This window comes from Mycobacterium paraseoulense, assembly GCF_010731655.1.
Lineage (GTDB): Bacteria > Actinomycetota > Actinomycetes > Mycobacteriales > Mycobacteriaceae > Mycobacterium > Mycobacterium paraseoulense.
Genome location: NZ_AP022619.1, coordinates 5,073,379 through 5,094,470, shown reverse-complemented (window position 1 = coordinate 5,094,470; position 21,092 = coordinate 5,073,379). Strand labels below are relative to the sequence as shown.

The 21,092-nt window shown below is 68.9% G+C and carries 20 protein-coding genes; 4 read left to right on the top strand and 16 right to left on the bottom strand.

Features of this window, described 5'->3' with window-relative positions; all coding sequences use genetic code 11:
• Positions 1 to 52: 52 nt before the first annotated feature.
• From alr to glmS, 8 genes are all read right to left on the bottom strand, one after another.
• The gene (gene alr, locus G6N51_RS23815) at positions 53 to 1,219 is read right to left on the bottom strand and encodes an alanine racemase (protein WP_142275220.1); all 1,167 of its coding nucleotides are present in this window, start codon (positions 1,217 to 1,219) and stop codon (positions 53 to 55) included.
• Positions 1,220 to 1,499: 280 nt separating this feature from the next.
• The gene (locus tag G6N51_RS23810; RefSeq protein ID WP_083175369.1) at positions 1,500 to 2,882 is read right to left on the bottom strand and encodes a glutamate decarboxylase; all 1,383 of its coding nucleotides are present in this window, start codon (positions 2,880 to 2,882) and stop codon (positions 1,500 to 1,502) included.
• Positions 2,883 to 2,897: 15 nt separating this feature from the next.
• Complete coding sequence (locus tag G6N51_RS23805; RefSeq protein WP_083175426.1) at positions 2,898 to 4,319, bottom strand: NAD(P)H-hydrate dehydratase; 1,422 nt, start codon at positions 4,317 to 4,319, stop codon at positions 2,898 to 2,900.
• A 33-nt stretch (positions 4,320 to 4,352) separates the two neighbouring features.
• Positions 4,353 to 5,030: a rhomboid-like protein gene (locus G6N51_RS23800; RefSeq protein WP_083175371.1), complete on the bottom strand. Its 678-nt coding sequence runs from the start codon at positions 5,028 to 5,030 to the stop codon at positions 4,353 to 4,355.
• A 74-nt stretch (positions 5,031 to 5,104) separates the two neighbouring features.
• Positions 5,105 to 5,953, bottom strand: a complete 849-nt coding sequence (locus G6N51_RS23795) for a DUF4436 domain-containing protein (protein WP_083175374.1) — start codon at positions 5,951 to 5,953, stop codon at positions 5,105 to 5,107.
• 22 nt (positions 5,954 to 5,975) lie between these two features.
• Positions 5,976 to 6,890 carry a DUF4436 domain-containing protein gene (locus tag G6N51_RS23790; protein ID WP_083175377.1) on the bottom strand — a complete coding sequence of 305 codons (915 nt, stop codon included), beginning with the start codon at positions 6,888 to 6,890 and terminating at the stop codon, positions 5,976 to 5,978.
• Positions 6,891 to 6,950: 60 nt separating this feature from the next.
• A complete protein-coding gene (locus G6N51_RS23785) occupies positions 6,951 to 7,841 on the bottom strand; it encodes a DUF4436 domain-containing protein (protein ID WP_083175380.1) in 891 nt (296 codons plus the stop codon).
• An 89-nt stretch (positions 7,842 to 7,930) separates the two neighbouring features.
• Entirely contained in the window at positions 7,931 to 9,796 is a 1,866-nt protein-coding gene (gene glmS, locus G6N51_RS23780) for a glutamine--fructose-6-phosphate transaminase (isomerizing) (RefSeq protein ID WP_083175382.1), read from the bottom strand.
• Between the two features lie 613 nt (positions 9,797 to 10,409).
• Here glmS and G6N51_RS23775 point away from each other — a divergent pair.
• From G6N51_RS23775 to G6N51_RS23760, 4 genes are read left to right on the top strand one after another with little or no spacing between them, the layout of a single operon-like run.
• Complete coding sequence (locus G6N51_RS23775; protein WP_083175385.1) at positions 10,410 to 10,631, top strand: Rv1535 family protein; 222 nt, start codon at positions 10,410 to 10,412, stop codon at positions 10,629 to 10,631.
• A 23-nt stretch (positions 10,632 to 10,654) separates the two neighbouring features.
• Entirely contained in the window at positions 10,655 to 11,494 is an 840-nt protein-coding gene (locus tag G6N51_RS23770; protein ID WP_083175388.1) for a dienelactone hydrolase family protein, read from the top strand.
• Between the two features lie 25 nt (positions 11,495 to 11,519).
• Positions 11,520 to 11,870, top strand: a complete 351-nt coding sequence (locus G6N51_RS23765; RefSeq protein ID WP_083175391.1) for a nuclear transport factor 2 family protein — start codon at positions 11,520 to 11,522, stop codon at positions 11,868 to 11,870.
• 51 nt (positions 11,871 to 11,921) lie between these two features.
• Positions 11,922 to 12,965 carry an LLM class F420-dependent oxidoreductase gene (locus G6N51_RS23760; RefSeq protein ID WP_083175394.1) on the top strand — a complete coding sequence of 348 codons (1,044 nt, stop codon included), beginning with the start codon at positions 11,922 to 11,924 and terminating at the stop codon, positions 12,963 to 12,965.
• Between the two features lie 4 nt (positions 12,966 to 12,969).
• On the opposite strand, the gene G6N51_RS23755 is transcribed toward G6N51_RS23760, so the two are convergent.
• From G6N51_RS23755 to G6N51_RS23720, 8 genes are all read right to left on the bottom strand, one after another.
• Positions 12,970 to 14,325: a hypothetical protein gene (locus G6N51_RS23755; protein ID WP_083175397.1), complete on the bottom strand. Its 1,356-nt coding sequence runs from the start codon at positions 14,323 to 14,325 to the stop codon at positions 12,970 to 12,972.
• Between the two features lie 2 nt (positions 14,326 to 14,327).
• Complete coding sequence (locus G6N51_RS23750; protein ID WP_083175400.1) at positions 14,328 to 14,657, bottom strand: type VII secretion target; 330 nt, start codon at positions 14,655 to 14,657, stop codon at positions 14,328 to 14,330.
• A 123-nt stretch (positions 14,658 to 14,780) separates the two neighbouring features.
• Positions 14,781 to 15,614 carry a hypothetical protein gene (locus G6N51_RS23745; protein WP_232078463.1) on the bottom strand — a complete coding sequence of 278 codons (834 nt, stop codon included), beginning with the start codon at positions 15,612 to 15,614 and terminating at the stop codon, positions 14,781 to 14,783.
• On the bottom strand, positions 15,614 to 17,953 hold the full coding sequence (locus G6N51_RS23740; protein ID WP_083175402.1) for a putative alpha/beta hydrolase: 2,340 nt from the start codon (positions 17,951 to 17,953) through the stop codon (positions 15,614 to 15,616). Before G6N51_RS23740 ends, G6N51_RS23745 begins: the two co-directional genes overlap by 1 nt.
• A 198-nt stretch (positions 17,954 to 18,151) precedes the next feature.
• Positions 18,152 to 19,489 carry a phosphoglucosamine mutase gene (gene glmM, locus G6N51_RS23735; protein WP_083175405.1) on the bottom strand — a complete coding sequence of 446 codons (1,338 nt, stop codon included), beginning with the start codon at positions 19,487 to 19,489 and terminating at the stop codon, positions 18,152 to 18,154.
• Positions 19,490 to 19,627: 138 nt separating this feature from the next.
• On the bottom strand, positions 19,628 to 20,104 hold the full coding sequence (gene rpsI / locus G6N51_RS23730; RefSeq protein ID WP_174814417.1) for a 30S ribosomal protein S9: 477 nt from the start codon (positions 20,102 to 20,104) through the stop codon (positions 19,628 to 19,630).
• Positions 20,105 to 20,121: 17 nt separating this feature from the next.
• Positions 20,122 to 20,565 carry a 50S ribosomal protein L13 gene (gene rplM / locus G6N51_RS23725; protein ID WP_007172542.1) on the bottom strand — a complete coding sequence of 148 codons (444 nt, stop codon included), beginning with the start codon at positions 20,563 to 20,565 and terminating at the stop codon, positions 20,122 to 20,124.
• Positions 20,566 to 20,788: 223 nt separating this feature from the next.
• Positions 20,789 to 21,085, bottom strand: coding sequence for a WXG100 family type VII secretion target (locus G6N51_RS23720; RefSeq protein ID WP_083175669.1), 297 nt, complete (start codon positions 21,083 to 21,085; stop codon positions 20,789 to 20,791).
• Positions 21,086 to 21,092 lie beyond the last annotated feature (7 nt).

The following is a 21,092-nucleotide window of genomic DNA, read 5'->3' as shown; positions in this document are numbered from 1 at the left end:
CCCGGCACCTCCCGCAAGCCACGCCCTCCCGTTGTGATGCCTGCGAGCGTTCTCAGGGCTCAATGGTTCGTGCCTCACGGTAGGTCCTGGTGATGCGCCCGCGCGGGCTGGTCACCACTTCGTAGTGGATCGTGCCGAGCAGGTCGGCCCAGTCCTGCGCGGTGGGTTCCCCGCTGCTGCCGGGGCCGAACAGGATCGCCTCGTCGCCCTCGGTCACGTCGGTCCGGCCGGGGCCGAGGTCGACGACGAACTGGTCCATGCAGATCCGCCCGACCCCGGGCCGCCGCTTGCCGTTGATCAACACGTCCAAGCGTCCCCCCAGCGAACGGAAGACGCCGTCGGCGTAGCCGACCGGCAGCAGGGCCAACGTCGTGTCGCGTTCCGCGGTCCACGTGTGCCCATACGAGACGCTCTCGCCCGCGGAAATCGACTTCACCAGGGCCACAGGGCATTTCACCGTCATAGCCGGCACCAACCCCATGTCCCCGAGCTCGGGCACCGGGCTCAGGCCGTACACCGCGACGCCGGGCCGCACCAGGTCGAAGGCCAGGTCGGGACGCGACATGGTGGCCGACGAGTTCGCCAGGTGCGCGACCTCGAACCGCACCCCCCGCTCGCCCGCCTGGGCCAGCATGTCGCTGAAGCGTCGGGCCTGAAGATCGTTGACGGGGTTGGCCGGTTGATCGGCGAACACCATGTGCGACATCAGGCCGCGCAGCCGAACGGCCTCGTCGGCGACGGCCCGGCGCAGCGCGGTCAGCATCGACGGGTATCGGGCGGGGTGGACGCCGTTGCGGTTGAGCCCGGTGTCGACCTTGACGGTGACCGTCGCGGTCCGGCCCGTCCGGTGCGCCGCGTCCAGCAGGTCGTCGAGCTGGCGCTCCGACGACACGGCGATCTCCACGTCGGCCAGCAGCGCGGGCCCGAAGTCGATGCCGGGCGGGTGCAACCAGGCCAGCACGGGTGCGGCGATGCCGTCGGCGCGCAGCGCCAGCGCCTCGGCGACGGTGGCGACGCCGAGTTCGGTCGCGCCGCCGGCCAGCGCCGCGCGGGCGGCCCGGGTGGCCCCGTGGCCGTAGCCGTCGGCCTTGACGACGGCCATCACCTGCGCGCGGCCGGCGTGTTCGCACAGCAACCGCACGTTGTGTTCAATGGCGCCCAGGTCCACCAGAGCCTCGGCGACCAGCCCCGGCGTCAGCGATATCGGCGTAACGGCCACGGCCGCCATTGTCCCAGAACCGGGCGGGCACGCCGCCCGGCCTTGTCGCAATGGCCCCATTCGCCACACCCGACGCCGCACCGGGGCGGGACCGGTGTGCCCACCTCCGAGCGACAACCGACGACGTCAGCGCGCCGAAGCGCGGAATCGGCGCGGCCAACCGCCGTTTCAGCGGTGGCGCGGGCGCGTTGTCGCTGTGAGGCGGGCAACACGGGCATCGCCTCGCGAGCCGGGACGGAAGTGGCGTGTGTGACCGAGCGCCAGGCGGAAGTCCGCCCGCTCAGTGCGCGAAGTGCTGGGCTTCGTAATGACCGCCGGGCTTGAGCTTGTCCAGCGAGGTCAGCGCCGAGACGGCGTCGTCGTGCAGCGCGCGGGCCAGGTCCGCGGACAGGCCTTCCCGCACCACGATGCGCAGCACCGAGACGTCGGTGGCGTTGTCGGGCATGGTGTAGGCGGGCACCTGCCAGCCGTAACCCCGCAGCTCGTGGGAGACGTCGAACTCGGTGTACCCGCGGTTCTTGGCCAGCCGGAAGGCGATCACGGGGATCGCCGAACCGTCCGAGATCAGCTCGCAGTGGTCGCTGACGCGCAGCTGCTCGGCCAGCCAGCGGGCCGTGCCCGACAGCGCCTGCATCACCTTGGTGTAGCCGTCGCGGCCCAGCCGCAGGAAGTTGTAGTACTGGCCGACCACCTGGTTGCCGGGGCGGGAGAAGTTCAGCGTGAAGGTCGGCATGTCGCCGCCGAGGTAGTTGACGCGGAAGACCAGCTCCTCGGGCAGGTATTCCTTGCTGCGCCACACCACGAACCCGACGCCGGGATAGGTGAGCCCGTATTTGTGGCCGCTGACGTTGATCGACACCACCCGGGGCAGCCGGAAGTCCCACTTCAGTTCGGGGTGCAGGAACGGCACCACGAACCCGCCGCTGGCGGCGTCGACGTGCACCGGGACGTCCACCCCGCCGCCAGCCGCCAGCTTGTCCAGCGCCGCGCAGATGTCGGCGACCGGTTCCAGTTCGCCGGTGTAGGTGGTGCCCAGGATCGCCACCACGCCGATGGTGTCCTCGTCGACGGCGTCCAGGACCTGTTCGGGGGTGATGACGTAGCGCCCCTCCTCCATCGGCAGATAGCGCGGCTCGACATCGAAGTAGCGGCAGAACTTCTCCCACACCACCTGGACGTTGGAGCCCATCACCAGGTTGGGCTTGCGGCCCTCCCAGCCCTTCCCGATCTTGGCCCGCCAGCGCCACTTCATCGCCAGCCCGCCCAGCATCACCGCCTCGCTCGAGCCGATCGTCGACACCCCGCAGGCACTGTAGGGGTCAGCGTCGTCCAGGTCGTCGGCGTGGAACAGGTCGGCCACCATGCACACGCAGCGCTGCTCGATCGCCGCGGTCGCCGGGTACTCGTCCTTGTCGATCATGTTCTTGTCGAACGTCTCGGCCATCAGCCGCCCGGCCTCGGGATCCATCCAGGTGGTGACGAAGGTCGCCAGGTTCAGCCGGGAGCTGCCATCGAGCATCAGCTCGTCGTGGATGAAGCGGTACGCGGCCTCGGGGTCCATCGACTCGTCGGGCATCCGCAGCGCCGGGACCGGCGCGGTGAACAGGCGGCCGGTGTAGGCGGGGGCGATCGAGTGCGCGGGCAGGGACGGATGTTGGGGCACTGCGGAATTCCTTTCCTATAGGGCGGCCAGGGCGGCCCTGATGTGGGGCACGATGCGCGACGACGACGTGGGCGCGTCACCGGGGCCCGGGTCGGCGGCCGACAGGGCTGCCGCCCGCGCGTGGACGAACGCCGCCGCGGCGGCCGCCTCGGCCGCGGGCAGGCCCGCCGCGAGCAGCGCGCCGATCATCCCGGACAGCACGTCGCCGGAGCCGGCGGTGGCCGCCCAGGATTGCCCGGCCGGGTTGAGGTACACCGGGCCGCCCGGGTCGGCGATCACGGTGACGTTCCCCTTGAGCAGCACCGTGGCGCCGAAGGTGTCGGCCAGTTTGCGGCACGCCCCCACCCGGTCGTCCCCGGGGGGTTTGCCCGCCAGCCGGGCGAATTCCCCGGCGTGCGGGGTCAGCACCGTGGGCGCGGTGCGGTTGGCGACCAGCTCGGGGTGCGCCGCCAGGATGGTCAGCCCGTCGGCGTCCACGATCACCGGCAGGTCGGTCTCCAGCGCGAACCACAGCGCGGCGGCCCCGGCGTCGTCCGTGCCCAATCCCGGCCCGACGACCCAGGATTGGACCCGCCCTGCCGACGCCGGGGTGGGTGACGCGATGACCTCCGGCCAGCGCGCGAGCACCTCGCGGTGCGCGCTGCCGGCGTAGCGGACCATGCCGGAGGTCGCCGCAACGGCGGCGCCGGTGCACAGCACGGCCGCGCCCGGATATGTCGACGATCCGGCCATCACCCCCGTCACGCCCTGGGTGTATTTGTCGTCGTGGGGCCCGGGCACCGGCCAGCATCCGGCCGCGTCGGCGGCCTCGAAACCCAGCACGTCCGTCTTCGGCAAATCAAGCCCGATGTCGATCAGCCTCACCCGCCCGCAGTCGGCGAGCGCGTGCACGGGCTTGAGCCCGCCGAAGGTGACGGTCAGCACGGCGTGCACCGCCGGGCCGGCGATCGCCCCGGTCGCCACGTCGATGCCGCTGGGGATGTCGACGGCGACCACCGGGATCGCCGCGTCGTCGACGGCGGCGAACACCTCGGCGGCAGCCGGGCGCAGCGGCCCGGAACCGGAGATGCCGACCACCCCGTCGATGACGAGATCGGTTGTCGGCGAGACGGTCTCCACGATGCGGCCGCCGGCCTTGGTGAAGGCCGCCAGGCCCTTGCGGTGGGTGCGCTCCGGGTTGAGCAGCACCGCGTCGGCGGCCGCGCCGCGGCGGCGCACGAAGGTGGCGGCCCACAGCGCGTCGCCACCGTTGTCGCCCGAGCCGACGACCGCGCACACCCGGCGGCCGGCCACCCCGCCGGTGCGGGCCCGCAATTCGGCGACGATCTCGGCGGCGAGCCCGAAGGCCGCGCGCCGCATCAGGGCCCCGTCGGGAAGGCTGGCCAGCAGCGGCGCCTCGGCCTGGCGGATCGCGTCTACGGAGTAGTAGTGCCGCACCATTGCCACACTACGGGCCAGCGGCCGCACCGCTCAGGCCGACGCCTCGGGCGTGCGGCGCCGCCGCGACATGGCCCGCAGGCGCGCCGGGCTCAGCTGCCGCGGGTCCTGGTGCCGCGTCATGGGGTAGAAGCAGAGCCCGACGAGGATCGAGGTGAAGTGCCCGATCGCGGTGAAGTTCAGCTCGATCCGGTCCATCGCGATCAACGGGAAACCGAAGATGATGAACAGCACGCCGAGGTAGCCCCAACGCCACGGCCGCGCGATGTGGTAGGCCAGCACCGCCATCACCCCGACCAGGAAGTAGCTCACGCCGATGTCGCGGGCGTGCACCAGCCGCTCCGAGGCGTCGTGTTCTTCGATCGCGAAATACAGCAGCCCCTCACTGAAATAGGTGGACAGGATGTGGGCGCTCAATCCCACTGTCAGCCAACGCAACTGGCCCAGCCAGTGTTCGGCGGGGGCCAGGAACAACGAGAACAGGATCAGGTATGGGGTCAGGTTGTCGCCGTCGATCCACAGCAGGCTGGAGAACAGCACGTCGAGCGGGTCCCGCGCCAGCCCGTGGATGTTGGTGGAATGGTGCATCAGCATCGAGTGCAGTTGCCGCTGGGGCAGCCAGTGCTGGATGAGCGTCGTGATGAACAGGACGAGCAACCAGCCGTACGTCAGCGGCGCGCTGCTGACGTAATGCCAGACCACGAGCCCCATGCTGCGCAGGCGGGACCGCCCCGATGCATTCGTCACGTCATCACCTTTGCACGCTGGTCGCTGCGCCGCCGCACTTACGGAGCGGGCGCGCCGGGCTGTTGGGCGTCTGGCCGCAAATGCCGCCACCAGCAGGCGATGTAGAGCAGCATCGCTATCACCAACACGACGAGCACCCAGAGGACGATGGTGATGTCGATCCAGCCGCCGAACGGCGGTGACCCTGGTAGCGCGTTGCGCAACGGCACCACCGCGAAAAGCATCGCCGCATACCACGTCGTCATCGGGGGCTGAAACTTTCGCCGGTCACGGAGGGTCTGGACCGCGACAAACAGGCCGAGCGCGGCAATGGTGATGAGCACACCGCAGATGACGATGCCGAACGCCGCCGCGCTCAGGGACCGCTGCAGCGTCACTCGGTAGGGACCGAGCCCGCCGCCGTTACTGGCGGCGACCTGCCAGCCGGGAAGGTGATTGACGAACGTGGCGGGCAAACGCTCGGGGACGCCACCTTCGCCACCGTGCAGAAGTTCCACCTCGATCGGCCCCGAGTCGTAGCGATCGAAGGGCCACCGTTCGATTTCGCCCGCAATGGTCACCGGGACGGGAAACACTCCGGGCAGCATGCCTTTCGTCCAGGTGCGGCGGGTGGGCGACGCCGCGGACCTGACCCAGAGGCTGAGGTCTTCGTTGAGGTGCTGGGTCTGCGGATCCAGCAGCGCCGATCCGGGTGAAATCGCCAAATTGACAACGAGGACGCTGTAATTCGACTGAATGTCTTCGACCGAAAACGTCGCCACACTCGCGGCCCCCGCGGCCGGGACTTCCGTCCGATGGTGCGCCGTGCGGCTTTGGGCGTACAGCGCAACCGACGCGACGTATGCCGCAACGAAGGACACGATGAGACCTACGACGGCGAACCTCATGACCGTTGCCCCGTTGCCCCGACTATGAGCGGCCGGCGGTGCTCGACGGCGCCGGATTCGCCGGCGCCGCAACAACCTCAGGCCTCAGATGGCGCCACCAGCAGGCAATGTAGAGCAGCATGGACACCACCAAGACAACGAGCACCCACAAGACCAGTGTGATGTCGATCCAGCCGCCGAATGGCGGCGAACCTGGAAGCGCGTTGCGCAGCGGCACCACCGCGAAAAGCATCGCCGCGTACCACGTCGTCATCGGCGGCTGAAACTTCCGCCGATCGCGCAGCGTCTGGACGGCAACGAAGAGTCCCAGGCCGGCGATGGCGACGAGTACGCCGCAAATGACGATGCCGAACGCGGCCGCGCTGAGCGAGCGGTGCACGCTCACCCGGTAGGGGCCGGTCCCGTCGGCGGACACCTGCCAACCGGAGAGATGGTTGACGAAGGTCACCGGCACGCGTTCGGGGACGTTCCCGGGGCCGTGCATGAGCTCGATCTCGATCGGCCCGGAACCGTAGTGGTCGAAGGGCCAGTTCTCGATGTCACCCGCGATGGTCAGGGGGACCGGGAAGACGCCGGGCAGCATGCCCGCCGTCCACGTGCGGCGGGTCGGTGTTGCCACGGATCGCACTCGGAGGCTGAGGTCTTGGTTGAGGTGCTGGGTTTGCGGATCCAGCAGGGCCGATCCGGGCGAGATGGTCAGGTTGGCCATCAGCACGCTGTAGTTCGACTGAATGTCCTCGATGACCAGCGTGGCGGCGCTCCGGTCACCCGCGGCCGGGGCTTCGCGGTGGTGGTGACCCCCGCTGTGGGCGTATAACGCGACCGAGGCGACGTACGTGCCGACGACGCCCACGATCAGAGCGATGATCCCGAATCTCACGACGGCCCCCTGCCCTGCGTGGCCTCCGCGGCCACCTGACGCCAAATACCTGCCCATGGGCAATGTAGTTGAACTGCCGCCGGAAACACCTTGAAACGAAAGGAATTCGACCCCACGTCAGCCCGATGGCGCCGGGACCGGATCCGCCGGCGGGGCAACCACCTCAGGTCTCAGATGCCGCCACCAGCACACGATGTAGAGCAGCATCGCTATCACCAACGCGACGATCACCCAGAGCACGATGGTCACATCGATCCACGCCCCGAACGGGGGCGAGCCCGGAAGCGCGTTGCGCAGCGGAACCACCGCGAAAAGCATCGCCGCGTACCAGGTCGTCATCGGAGGCTGAAACTTTCGCCGGTCACGCATCGTTTGAATCGCCACGAACAGCCCGAGGCCGGCGATGGCGATGAGCACGCCGCAAATGACGATGCCGAAGACCGCGGTACTCAGCGCGCGGCGCACGCTCAGTCGGTACCCCTCGTGGCCGGCGATCTTGGTCGCGGACACCTTGAATCCGGGGAGGTGGTCGATGAGTCGCACCGGGATGAGTTCGGGCGGTTTCGTCGTATCGGCACCGTGGAACAGCTGCACCTCGATCGGTCCCGAGGTGTAGTTGTCGAACGGCCAACGTTCGACATGACCCGCGATGGTCAGTGGGAGCGGAAAGACGCCGGGCAGCATGCCTTTCGTGTAGTCGCGCCGACTGGGCTGGGCCGAAGACCTGACGCGCAGCATGAGATCTTCCTTGAGACGGTGGGTGACCGGATCCAACAGCGCGGGTCCGGGCGCGACCGCCACGTTGGCAACCACCGCGCTGTAGTTCGACTGCATCTCTTCCACGGTCAACGTCGCCATGCTCTGGCTGGCCGTTTCCGCATTGTCGCTCAGCGTGCCGGCCGACGATCCTTCGACCGTGTTCTGGTAGAGCCCGATCAATGCGACGTAGGTCCCGGCGATGAGGACGATGAAACCCACTGCGGCGAATCTTTGAACGGCCGACCGCATGCTGCTCCTACCCCCTGGAATCGATATTTCCCAGGGAAATCTAGCGGAGCTAAGCGCATCTCGCGGCGATACGGCCGAAGCGGGGTTACCTATTCCACGGTGACGGACTTGGCGAGGTTCCGCGGCTTGTCGACGTCGTAGCCGCGGGCCTGGGCAACCGACGCGGCGAACACCTGCAGCGGGATCGTCGACAGCAGTGGCTGCAGAAGCGTTGACACCGCAGGGATTTCGATCAGGTGGTCGGCGTAGGGCCGCACGGTGTCGTCGCCTTCCTCGGCGATCACGATCGTGATCGCGCCGCGGGCCTGGATCTCGCGGATGTTGGACAGCAGCTTGGCGTGCAGCGTGGCCTGCCCCTTGGGCGAGGGCATGACGACGATGACCGGCAGGTCGTCCTCGATCAGCGCGATGGGGCCGTGCTTGAGCTCGCCGGCGGCGAACCCCTCGGCGTGCATGTAGGCCAGTTCCTTGAGCTTCAGCGCGCCCTCCAGCGCCACCGGATAACCGACGTGGCGCCCCAGGAACAACACGGTCGAGGATGTGGCAAATCGATATGCCAGCGCGGCCACCGGCTCGATCATCGCGAGCACCCGCGCGACCAGGTCCGGCATGGCCTCCAGCTCCTGGTACTCCCGCTCGACCTCGTCGGGGTACTTCGTGCCGCGGGCCTGGGCCAGCGCCAGGCCCACCAGGTAGTTGGCGGTGATCTGGGCGAGGAACGTCTTCGTCGAGGCGACGCCGATCTCGGGCCCGGCGCGGGTGTAGAGCACGGCGTCGCATTCGCGCGGGATCTGAGAGCCGTTGGTGTTGCAGATGGCCAGCACCTTGGCCTTCTGCTCCTTGGCGTGCCGGACGGCTTCGAGCGTGTCGGCGGTCTCCCCGGACTGCGAGATGGCGACCACCAGCGTGCTGCGGTCCAGCACCGGGTCCCGGTAGCGGAATTCGCTGGCCAGCTCCACCTCCACCGGCAGCCGGGTCCAGTGTTCGATGGCGTATTTGGCGAGCAGCCCCGAGTGATACGCGGTGCCGCAGGCGACCACGAACACCTTGTCGATCTCGCGCAGCTCTTGGTCGGAGAGCCGCTGCTCGTCGAGCACGATCCGGCCGTCGACGAAGTGCCCGAGCAGGGTGTCGGCCACCGCGGCGGGCTGCTCGGCGATCTCCTTGAGCATGAAGTACTCGTAGCCGCCCTTTTCCGCGGCGGCCAGGTCCCAGTCGATGTGAAACTCGCGGTACTCGACGTCCGCGTTCCCGTCGAAGTCGGTGATGCGGTAGCCGTCCGCGGTGAGCACCACCGCCTGATCCTGGCCCAGTTCGATGGCGTCGCGGGTGTGCGGGATGAACGCGGCGACGTCGGAGCCGACGAACATCTCGCCGTCGCCGATCCCCAGCACCAGCGGGGTGGAGCGGCGCGCGGCCACGATGGTGCCGGGCTCGTCGGCGTTGGTGAACACCAGGGTGAAGTGGCCCTCCAGCCGGCGCAGCACGGCCAGCACCGAGGCGGCGAAGTCGCCGGCGGTCGCGCCGTGCCGGTAGGCCTGGGCCACCAGGTGCACCGCCACCTCGGTGTCGGTGTCGCTGGTGAATTCCACGCCGTAGGCCTCCAGCTCGTGGCGCAGGCTCGGGTAGTTCTCGATGATCCCGTTGTGGACGACGGCGATCTTGCCGGCGGCGTCGCGGTGCGGGTGCGCGTTGCGGTCGGTGGGGCGCCCGTGGGTAGCCCAGCGGGTGTGGCCCAGGCCGGTGGTGCCGCCCAGCGACTCCGGCGGCATCTGCGCGACCGCTTCCTCGAGGTTGGCCAGCCGGCCGGCGCGGCGGCACACGGTGAGCGTCCCGGCACCGTTGACCAGTGCGATGCCCGACGAGTCGTAGCCGCGGTACTCCATCCGGCGCAGCGCATCCATGACGACCTTGCAGGCAGGCTGCTGCCCGACGTAGCCGACGATTCCGCACATTCGAACCAGGGTAGTGCAGGTGGACCCCCAACCCCGCACTCCGCGGTCATGGTTAGGCCGCCCACCTGCACCGAAGGCATGGTTGCCGGGCGGTGGAGTCTGTCTCCCGCCCCGCCCACAGCCGTCGCTGAGCCGCCGGGCCGGTACGGCGTGGTGGACCAAACCAGCCGGCTTCCCACCGTCGGCCCGATCACCATTCTCTCTACATCGCCTTCATAAACGGTCGAAACGCTTTTCACCTGATGTATTTGTGGCGTTTTCGTTTGCGTCATCGCTCTAGCGATTTGCCCACTTAGAATTCTGGAATCGGCTACCACCGGCAACCGCTGAAGCCACCAGAAAGGACAGCTTGTTGACGCCCGCCTGATCATCACTGCCTGGCGAAATAACCGTTTTACCAGCGTAAATGCGCAGAGCACAATCGCATCCTCGTGAGAATGCCCCCTTTATGCACACATCAATGATGATGGAGTAGCTATCCGAAAATCGCGTTTGGCGCGCTGCAAATAATTTGCCTCAGACATTAATGGGAAAGCAGTGCGTAAGCCGCCGGATAGATAACCGTTAGTAACTGTTAATCCGAAATTTTGCACCCCTTCTTCAAGGAGAGATCATGACCGCCGTTCTGTTTGACGACGTGGTAACCACGCTGCCCGCGCCCGGCCTGACGCTCGCGCCGGCGCCCGCCCCCAAGCCCGCGGCACGGCGGCGTCATCGCGAGCCGATCGCCAGTGGCGACCCGATGGTGGACACGGCTGCCCGGCTGCTGAGCATCCCGCTGCGCCACATGTATGCGGCGCTCTGGCGGGTGGGCGTGATCGAGGTCATGGCCTGACCGGCATGCGCTAACGTCGACGCGTGGCCCGCACCCGCAAGCTGTTCGCAGCACTCAGCCGCCGTGGTCCGCATCGGGTTTTGCGTGGTGACCTCGCCTTCGCCGGATTACCCGGGGTGGTGTACACCCCGGAGGCGGGGCTGGGTCTGCCCGGCGTCGCGTTCGGTCACGACTGGCTCACCAAGGCCGGCCGCTATTCGGGTCTGCTCGAACACCTGGCGTCCTGGGGCGTCGTGGCGGGCGCTCCCGACACCGAACGCGGCCTGGCCCCTTCCGTCCTGAACTTCGCCTTCGACCTCGGCACCGCGCTGGACATCGTGTCTGGTGTGCGACTCGGGCCGGGCAAGATCAGCGTGAATCCGGCCAAGCTCGGCGTGGTCGGGCACGGTTTCGGCGGCTCGGCCGCCGTGTTCGCCGCGGCCGGCATGCCGAACAAGCTGGCGGCGGCGGCGGCGTTGTTCCCCACCGTCACCAGCCCCCCGGCCGAGGCCCCCGCGACGACGCTGAAGCTGCCGGGGTTGATCCTGACCGCGCCGGGGGATGCCAAGTCGCTGAACTCCAACGCGCTGTCGCTGTCGCGGGCGTGGGACGCGGCCACGCTGCGCATCGTCAGTAAGGCCCAGCCCGGCGGCCTGGTGGAGGGCCGGCGGTTGACGAAGGTGTTCGGCCTGGCCAGCCCACACCGGCGCACGCAGCGCAAGGTGCGCGCGCTGCTGACCGGTTACCTGCTCTTCGCGCTGGGCGGCGACAAGACCTACCGCGACTTCGCCGATCCCGACGTCGCCCTGCCCCAGACGGACCCACTGGATCCCGAGGCGAAGCCGGTCGCCTTGGAAGAGAAGATCGTCGCGCTGTTGAAGTGAGGCGGTGACGGGGTAATCGCCCACTGTGTCGACCGTGCAAGCGCTGTACGAACGCTGGATCACCGAGCTGTGGGCCGGCCGGCCCGTCGCGTCCGAGATCGTGACCGACGACTTCGTGGGTCACTGGCCCGGCCGCGATGTCCACGGCCCCGAGGAGCTGGCGCGGATCGTCGAGGAAGCCCGAAACATGGTGGCCGACTTGACCTTCGCCATCGAACTCGGCCCGTTCTCCGAGGGCGACCTGGTGGCGGGCCGCTGGGTCGGCACGGGCCGCGGGCCGGACGGCCCGGCCTCCTTCACCGGCAACGACATCCTGCGCCTGTCCGCTGACGGCCGACGGTTCGCGGAGTACTGGACGGGCACCTCGGCGGGCTGATGCCTTGCCCGCCCCCGCGGGCCGCGGGCGCGGTCGTGGTATGTGTCGTTGATGCGAATCGGGATCGCTCTGGACTATTCGGGCGGCTTTCACCAGGCCGTGGACCGCGTGGTGGTGCTCGAGAAGGCCGGGATCGACATCGCGGTGGTGGCCGAGGCGTACGCCTTCGACGCCGTGAGCCAGCTGGGGTATTTGGCCGCCAAGACGAGCACCGTCGAGCTGGCGTCGGGGGTGTTCCCCATTTACATCCGCACCCCCTCGCTACTGGCGATGACGGCCGCTGGCCTGGACTTCGTGTCCGACGGGCGCTTCCGGCTGGGGATCGGCACGTCCGGGCCGCAGGTGATCGAGGGCTTCCACGGCGTCGAGTTCGACGCCCCGCTGGGCCGCACCCGCGAGATCGTGGAGATCTGCCGCAAGGTGTGGCGCCGGGAACGCCTGCAGCACCACGGCAAGCACTACCAGATCCCGTTGCCCCCCGACCGCGGAACGGGTCTGGGCAAGAGCCTGCAGCTCATCAATCACCCCGTGCGCGAACGCATTCCGATTACGATCGCCGCGCTGGGCCCCAAGAACGTCGAGCTGACCGCCGAGATCGCCGAAGGCTGGCAGCCCGTCTTCTACCTTCCGGACCAGGCCGCGTCGGTGTGGGGCGACGCGCTGGCGGCCGGTGCGGCCAAGCGGGATCCGGCGCTGGGGCCGCTGGACGTCATGGTGCACGCGTCGGTGGCGATCGGCGATGACGTCGACGAGCGGCTAGCGTGGGTCAAGCCGCAGCTGGGCCTCTATCTGGGCGGGATGGGCGCCAAGGGCCGCAACTTCTACCACGCCCTGGCGACCCGGTACGGGTTCGGCGAGGTCGCCGATCGCATCCAGGAGCTCTACCTGTCGGGCCGCAAGCGCGAGGCGATCGACGCGGTGCCCGACGAGCTGGTGCGCGGCATGTCGCTGGTCGGCCCGCGCGGCTACGTCGCCGAACGCCTGGCCGCCTTCGCCGAGGCCGGCGTGACGACGATGTTGCTCAGCCCGCTGGCCACCGACCGCGCCGAATCCGTGCGCTTCGTCGAGGAGGTCCTGCAGCTGCGCCCGGCCTGAGCCGTCACCGCCCGGCTTGCGGGAGCTGGTCCGCGGCGATCTCACAGGGCGTCTTTCCGTCGGTGACCGGCGGCACCGGCGCGCCTGCGGTGGGTGGGCCGATCGGTGGCGGCCCGTTGACCGGCGCGTCGACGGTTGGTGGCGGCGGGTCCCCGGGCTTCGGCGCGCCGACGGGCGCCGGCTCGCCGACCGGCGCGGGTGCGTCGAGCGGCTGAGCCGCCGCGTCGGTCGTCCCCCCTTCGGTGTCCTCGGCGTCTTCGGTGTGGTCGGTGCCCGCCGGCTCGTCGTGGTCCGTGTCGTCGGGCGTGAAGGGGTCCTCGTCGAAGGCGTCGTGCTCGCCGAAGGGATCGGCGGCCCCCGACTCGTCACCCGAGCCGAGCAGCCCACCGACCGCGTCGATGATCCTGCCCGCCAGCCCGAGCAGACCCGCGCCACCGCCGCCGAGGCCAGCGCCACCGAGTCCACCGCCCAGATCGCCCGCCGGCATGCCGGCGTCACTGAGCGCGGTTCCCCAATCCGGTTGCGGCGCAGCGGGAACGGGAGCCGGCGCGAGTGTGGTCGCGGTCGGCGCGGGATCCGACGGCGGGCTCGCGGTCATGGCCGCCGCGGGGGTGACCGCCACGGGCGGGGTGCTGGGCGGGGCCGCCCGCAGCGGTTGGTAGCCGGGCCCGAGATCACCCGGAGCTTCGAAGCGTGCGGTCGGCGCGGTGGCCATCCGGTCGGTGACCATGTCGTAGGAGGTCCTGACACCGTCGCGGGTCGACCGCATGGTCGTCAGCCAGTCGTTGCGGATCTCGTTGTCCACGTAGGGCACTACCTGCTCGCGTATCACCTCTTCGGCGGCGTGCCGGTCCCCCACGCCGGTCCTGACCACCGCCGCGGCGGCCAGCCAGGCCGGCCGCTGCGCCTGGCTGCCGTCGTCGATGGCGATGGTGGTCGCGACCTTCGCGTCGACCAAGTACCACAGGTTGTCGCGCAGGGATTCGCACCGTTGCGCCGCCGCGCGCAGTTCGGTCGCCACCGCGCCGGCGGCGTCGCAGTGGCGTTCCAGAAACCGCACCGCGGCGTCGGCGGCCGGCCCGGTCCATGCGGCGGCCAGCTCGGCCCCCTGCGCGCGCTGCATCCGCAGCGCTTCGGTGATCGCCTCGCCGGCCGCCCGCAGCTCCGCGCAGTCACGGTCGAGGGCGCGCAGGTCGAGGCCGTCTTCGGTGCCGTACCAATCGCGGGCCTGCGCGGGGTGCGCCGTCAGGTCAGGATGTTGGTAGCCCACGGCATGGCAGGCCTGCACGTAGCTCTGGGTGTGCTCGACGGCGGGCAGACCCTCGGCGAGGCGCCCGGCGACATCCAACCGCTCGGCCACCGTCAGGCGATCCGTTCCGCGGCATACATCTCGGCGTCGGCGTACCGGTCGGCGCTTGCTCGCAGGGCGGTGGCGATCTCGGTGGACGCGCGCGACCACTGCGCCACTTCGGCCGTCAGGCGGTCCAACTCGACGCGCAGCGCGTCGCCGCGCGCGGTGTGCGCCCGCCCGGCGGCGGCCCCACCGAAGGCGAGCCTGCCGAGCTGATCGCTGAGGGCGCGGTCGAGGAGGTCGGCGGCCGCACGGAACTGGTCGGCGATTTGATGGGTCGCCGCGACGTCGATCTCGGTGCGGGCCATGGCGGTCGGTCGTATTCCCCTGTCGAATCTCATGCCTAATCCGACGCCGGGGAACGCCCCGCGGTTCCGGCCGTAATCAGGGGGCGGGCGCTGGCCACCCCGGCGCGCCCATAACGATGGAAATCGTTGGGGCTAGCGCGTTTTGATTGCTTTCCCTCAGGATGCGGCGCTCGTGGCCGGCCAGCCGGGCGAGGGTGGCAGGGTGGGGAAGTCGGAGCGGGGATATTCACCGCCGCGCACGAGTTCGGGGTGTGGGGGCGCTTTGGCACGGCAGGCATCGGTGTCCTGAGCAATTCCAGGCCATTCGGAAGCGAGACCGTATTCGGCGAAGTAGCCGCCCTGATGGCTGGTGATCCTCCAACCGCCGAACACATCCGTCGACGGGGCCTTAGCCGGTCCCTGTTGTGCGGGCATTTGCGGGCCGGTGGCGGCGGGCGCCGTCATCGTGATTCGCATCGGGTCGATGCCCGAATCGGGGGGCGGCTGTCCGATGTTCGGGGTGTATCCGCGACCGTGTGGCTGCGCGGTGCCGAACAGATATTCACAGGCCACCACCGTCACGTCACGGCCGGATGTCGCGATGGAAAGGATATGGGCCTGTTCGGTTCCTACCCAGGGATTTTCCGGCCTGCGGTCGGTCTTCGGCCACCGGAACCGGCTGCCGGTCGGGTTATCGATTGACTTATTGGGGTCTACCGACTGCCCAAATCCCGGGTACAGGAATTTTTCGTCGCCGGTGACGGAGGCCAGCAGGTAGGACTCGGTGTAGGCCCGCACCACCACGGCGGGCCCGGTGGTCAGGTCGATACCCGGCTCCGCGCTCCACACCACGCTGAAATCGTTCAGCGTCGGCGGCCACCCGGGCGGCGCCGTGGTGGTGGGCGACGCGGCCTGGCCGGGGTGACCGCCCGAGGCGCAGCCGGTCACCAGGACGACGGTCGCGGTCGACAGCGCCGTGAAAGTGCGCAGTCCGCGCGGGATGTTCATCATCACTTCCCAGGGGGTTGCGGTACCCCGATGACGTTGTTGTAGCGGTCGACCATGTACTGGTCCGGCGACATCTTCTCATTCGGCGGCAGGTCCAGTGCCTGAGACAACACGGGGCCGAGGACATTGTTGTACTGACCTGCCGTGAGATCGGGATGTTTGGCTTGCATCTCGTCCAGGGTCGCTATTCGGCCGTTGGGGTGATCATGGTCGTAGACAAGATATTCGGGCGGCAATCCTGAGATGTGTTGGTTAGCCCCGAGCATCGCATCGAGCATGTGTTCGTCGGCGTTTCCGATGTCCATGGGCTGGATCGGCGTTTGGCCCGGCGCCGTGGGCGCTGGCCCCAGCATGTCGTTTTCCAGGTTATGCCCGACCATTCCAATCGTGGGTCCGGCGACTTTGCCCACCCCCGGGACCCAGCCACCCACCGTGCTGGCGGCCTGGACGCTGTCCTCGTAGGCCAGCTTCTTCGAGTCGTATTCCGAAAGTTGTTGGTGGTAACCGTTTTGTTCGTTCGCTTCGTAGGCGTTGTGGGTCCCGACGTCGACGAGACCCCGCAACGTGGCGGCGTCGTAGAGCTGGTCGCTGTAGCCGTCATGATGCGGGTTCAACGCGAACGAAGAGTCGTGCAGCAACGCCTGCGTGTACGCATTCTTGTTGAAGTCCCGCGCCGCGGTGGGGTCGCTGTCGATCACCGAGAAGATGCCCTTGGCGAGAGGCAGTGCGCCGGAATGGACGTCACCGGTGCTGTCGAGCGGTTTGCCGAAGTCCGGCAGTCCATTGGATGTTCCGGCGATGTTGTTGACGTACGGGTCGAGGCCGTGGGCCATCGCTTGGACGAGGTTGGGGTTCACTTGCCCCAAGGTGTGATTGCCCGGGAGATGCAGCAAGTCGGTGGACGCGTGGTGGCCGACGTAATCCGCGTACGCGCGGGCGGTTTCACCGGCGATCTTGGCCTCCGGCCCCTGCGCGGCGTCGCCGGTCCAGGAGAACAACGAACCGACCGCCTGGCCGTTGTCCTTCCAGGCGTGATGGGTCAGGTTCTGCAGGAACTTGTCGTGATCGCTGCCGGTCATGGTGTCGTGGACGACCTGGTGATCGGGCGACATCGCGGATAAGACGTTGGACACCGTGGGGTCCATCGCGGGATCGCGCTCGACGTTTTGGCCCTGGCTGGCCGGGTCGTGCTGCCAGAGCGGGGTGTTCATCATGGCCCCGGCCTTGCGGATCATCGCCCGATCCAGATCGGTGTTCGTCTGGAAGGACTTGTCGCCGTCCTTGACGATGCTGGCGATGTCGTTGGTTTGGCGCATGTATTCCAGGCCGGATGAGTTCAACGCCTGCTGAACGCTTTCCGGCAGCTGCGCCGCCCCACCCTTCACCGTGTCGGTCCCCTGCTTCGCCCCGACCTGAAGCGGCGTCTTCGGGAACGTGAGGTTGGGGTTGCTCATCAGCTGCCACGAGTTGCCGATCATGCCCTTCTCGTCGCCGAGGCGCTGTTCGGCGGTGTTGAGGGCGTCGATCGACATGCCGTGTTCTTGAGCTTGCAGCTGGCTCAGCACCGAAGCCTGCTCGGCGCTCAACGGCACCTTTCCCGCCCGCTGATCGGGCGTGATCGAGGTGAGCACCCCGTTGACGCGGGCGGCGGCCCCCTTGTCCCCGGCGAGTGCGCCCTTGACGTCTTTCTCGGCCTGCTCGGGCGTCTCGGCCTCGTGGGCGTCGGCGCCGAACAGCGGCGTCGGGTCGTATCCGTCGTTGGCGAGGTTGGTCTGCGCCTGGCGCAGCGAACTCGAATAGTTGTCGCGGGTGGCGTGCAGCTGGTCGAGCGCATCTTTGGTGTCACTGACCGCGGCCGCTTTGAGCATCTTGATGATCGTGTGCAGCTCCTGCTGGCTCGCCGCGTCCGGGTGGTCCTGCAGATCCTTCATCGCCAGGTCGATCAGTTGATCGAGGTGCTCCAACTGGCCTTCCAAGGTGGCGATCTCTGCGGCACCGGTCTTTTGCGCCTCGGCCAACGCGGCGGCGATGTTTTCCAGATCCGCGCCGATCTTGGGCAACTGCTCGGACTGTGCGCCCAGCGCCTGGGCGGTGCGCTGCACTTCGGCGGAGTCGTTGATGGGGTGATCACCGTTCTGGTGATTCCAGGCCGCCTCGAATCGCTTGCGGGCTTGCTCGAAGGCATGGTCGGCCTCGGCAGTAGAGCGCCCGGCGCCGTGAAAGGCGTTGGCCAGGCCGGAGATCTGTCCGGGCTGGCCCGCCTGCAGAGTCCGGTTGACCTCCCACGGATCACCTCCGGCCCCGGCGACCAGCTCCCCGATGGTGAGATGCTTCAACTGCACCGCACCCCCCTGCCGCGTTGCGATGGCCGTCCAATCGCGTCCCCCACGCGGCGACGAGCGAAGCGGACCGCGACCTGCGGCCAGCCGCTACCGACAAGCATCACCACCCCCGTTTCGGCGCTGGCGACAAGATTACTGCCAGCGCCGTGGTGATCAATTCAGTCGCGGCCCCAGGAGCGTGCGCGGGCCCGGCCGGATTCAGCGCGCGGAGCTGACCGCCTCGGCGACCCGGTTCGCCACGCGCTGGGCCACGTCGGCCTCGGGCGCCTCCACCATGACCCGGATGACGGGCTCGGTTCCGGAGGGGCGCAACAGGATTCGGCCGGTGTCGCCGAGTTCGGCCTCGGCGTCGCCGACCGCGGTGCGCACGGCGGGCGCCGCGGCGGCGGTGTCCTTGTCGGTGACCCGGACGTTGATCAGCACCTGCGGCAGCGTCTGCATCGGCGCGGCGAGCTCGCTCAGCGAGGAGCCGGTCTGCGCCATGCGGTTCATCAGCCGCAGACCGGTGACGATGCCGTCGCCGGTGGAACCCAGCGCGGGCATCACGATGTGGCCGGACTGCTCGCCGCCCAGGCTGTAGTCGCCGGCGCGCAGTTCCTCGAGGACGTAGCGGTCGCCCACGCCGGTGGTGCGCACGGTGATGCCTTCGGATCGCATGGCCAGGTGCAGCCCGAGGTTGCTCATCACGGTGGCCACCAGGGTGTCGGAGGCCAGCTCGCCGGCCTCGCGCATCGCCAGGGCGAGCACCACCATGATGGCGTCGCCGTCGACGAGTTCGCCGTTGGCGTCGACGGCCAGGCAGCGGTCGGCGTCGCCGTCGTGGGCCAGGCCGAGGTCGGCCCGGTGCGCGATGACCGCGGCGCGCAGCGAGTCCAGGTGGGTTGAGCCGCAGTTGTCGTTGATGTTCAGGCCGTTGGGCTCGGCGTTGATCGCGATGACCCGCGCACCGGCCGCGCGGTAGGCGCGCGGCGCCACCGCCGAGGCCGCGCCGTGCGCGCAGTCGACCACCACGGTCAGGCCGTCGAGCCGCAGCGTGCTGGCCTTGCTCAGGTGGCGCAGGTAGCGGTCGGCGGCGTCCTCGGCGTCGATGACCCGGCCGATCCCGGCGCCGACCGGGCGCAACCCGGTTTCCGCCGTCACCAGGGCCTCGATCCGGTCCTCGGTGTCGTCGTCGAGCTTGCGGCCGCCGGGGCCGAAGATCTTGATGCCGTTGTCGGGCATCGGGTTGTGCGAGGCCGAGATCATCACCCCGAAGTCGGCGTCATAAGCGCCGGTCAGGTAGGCCACCGCGGGCGTGGGGAGGACCCCGACCCGCAGCGCGTCGACGCCGTGGCTGGTCAGCCCGGCGATCACCGCGGCCTCGAGCATCTCGCCGCTGGCGCGGGGGTCGCGCCCGATCACGGCGACGCGGCGGCCGGGTCGGCCCGCGCTGGCCAGGTGCCGCGCGGCGGCGGCGCCCAGCTCGAGCGCCAGCTCGGCGGTCAACTCCCGGTTGGCGACGCCGCGGACACCGTCGGTGCCGAATAGTCGACCCATGCGGACAAACCTCTCACAATTGACGGTCCAGCACCTAGCGTGCCCGTTCTTTTCTGACCGAAACGGGGCGCGTTTGGGCGCAGACACGCCGACGACGCACGTGATGAGGCCCCGTTGCGGCCAGAAAGTGATGGTTGATCAGCGCTTGCTGTACTGAGGCGCCTTGCGGGCCTTCTTCAGCCCGTACTTCTTGCGCTCGGTGGCGCGCGGGTCACGGGTGAGGAAACCGGCCTTCTTCAGCGCGGGCCGGTCCTCGGGCTGGGCCACGATCAGCGCCCGGGCGATACCCAGGCGCAGCGCGCCGGCCTGCCCCGACGGGCCGCCGCCGTGCAGCAGGGCGAAGATGTCGAAGTTGTCCACCCGGTCGACCGTGACCAGCGGGGCCTTGATGAGCTGCTGGTGCACCTTGTTCGGGAAGTAGTCCTCGAGGCTGCGGCCGTTGAGGTCGAACTTGCCGGTGCCCGGCACCAGGCGCACCCGCACCACGGCCTCCTTGCGGCGGCCGACGGTCTGGATGGGCCGGTCGAAGACGAAGGCCTCGACCGCCGCGGGGGCGGGCGCCTCGGCCGGGACGTCGGGGGTTTCCGGGGCTTCCGGGGTGGCCGTGGGGTCCAGGGCCTCGGTCGTTTCGGTCACTGGGCCACCTGCTTGATCTCGTACGGAACCGGCTTTTGAGCGGCGTGCGGGTGCTCCGGGCCGGCGTAGACGTGGAGTTTGCGCTGGATCTGACGGCTGAGCTTGTTCTTGGGCAGCATGCCGACGATCGCCTTCTCGACGACGCGGTCGGGGTGCTTTTCCATCAGCTCGCCGGTCGTGCGCGAGTGCAGGCCGCCGGGATACCCCGAGTGGCGGTAAGCCAGCTTGCTCTGCAGTTTGTCGCCGGACAGGGCGACCTTGTCGGCGTTGATGACGATGACGAAGTCACCGCCGTCGACATTGGGGGCGAACGTCGGCTTGTGCTTGCCGCGCAGCAGGGTGGCTGCCGCGACGGCAAGGCGGCCAAGCACCACGTCCGTGGCGTCGATGACGTACCACGACCGCGTGGTGTCACCCGCCTTTGGCGCGTAGGTGGGCACAGCGCTTACCTTTTCTTTCTCGAGGTGGATCCCGGGTCGAGCCGGGTGCCGGTCAGGCGTTCGCGGTGGGGTTCGTCTCGGCGACCGACATTGACCCGAGGCCCCGGCGTACCGCACGCCAACCGAGCAGCTTACCGATGCACGTCCCCGCAGGTCAAAACGACTGTGTGGTCCCGACGGCTCTCCCCCGCCGGGACCACACAGACGACCAAGGGTGCTGCGGCTACCGTCCCCAGGCGCCGGCCGCCCGCCGATCAGCGTTCTCCACCTCTTGCGCGCCGTCACGCACCGCGTTTCCGAGATCGACCAGGATCTCGTTGAGGGCGGTCGCCGCCTGGTGCCACTTCTGCTGCTCGACCTGGTAGGCGGCCGCCGCCTCACGGGTCCAGAGCTGCTGCAACGGCACGATCTGCGACCTCAGTTCGTCCAGCGCCGCATTGAAACGGGCCGACGTGGCGTGGATCTCCTGGCGCACCGAATACTCGATCTCACCGAAGTTGTAGGAAAATGCCGATTCCACGGATGAG

What these genes read in the sequence shown, in the direction of transcription:
- G6N51_RS23800 (WP_083175371.1), bottom strand. Translation starts at nt 5,030, where the DNA reads ATGGGGCTCGTGGTCTGGCATTACGTCAGCAGCGCGCCGCTGACGTAC.
- G6N51_RS23775 (WP_083175385.1), top strand. Translation starts at nt 10,410, where the DNA reads ATGACCGCCGTTCTGTTTGACGACGTGGTAACCACGCTGCCCGCGCCC.
- G6N51_RS23790 (WP_083175377.1), bottom strand. Translation starts at nt 6,890, where the DNA reads ATGGGCAGGTATTTGGCGTCAGGTGGCCGCGGAGGCCACGCAGGGCAG.
- G6N51_RS23785 (WP_083175380.1), bottom strand. Translation starts at nt 7,841, where the DNA reads ATGCGGTCGGCCGTTCAAAGATTCGCCGCAGTGGGTTTCATCGTCCTC.
- glmM (WP_083175405.1), bottom strand. Translation starts at nt 19,489, where the DNA reads ATGGGTCGACTATTCGGCACCGACGGTGTCCGCGGCGTCGCCAACCGG.
- G6N51_RS23750 (WP_083175400.1), bottom strand. Translation starts at nt 14,657, where the DNA reads ATGAGATTCGACAGGGGAATACGACCGACCGCCATGGCCCGCACCGAG.
- G6N51_RS23760 (WP_083175394.1), top strand. Translation starts at nt 11,922, where the DNA reads ATGCGAATCGGGATCGCTCTGGACTATTCGGGCGGCTTTCACCAGGCC.
- glmS (WP_083175382.1), bottom strand. Translation starts at nt 9,796, where the DNA reads ATGTGCGGAATCGTCGGCTACGTCGGGCAGCAGCCTGCCTGCAAGGTC.
- G6N51_RS23745 (WP_232078463.1), bottom strand. Translation starts at nt 15,614, where the DNA reads ATGATGAACATCCCGCGCGGACTGCGCACTTTCACGGCGCTGTCGACC.
- G6N51_RS23795 (WP_083175374.1), bottom strand. Translation starts at nt 5,953, where the DNA reads ATGAGGTTCGCCGTCGTAGGTCTCATCGTGTCCTTCGTTGCGGCATAC.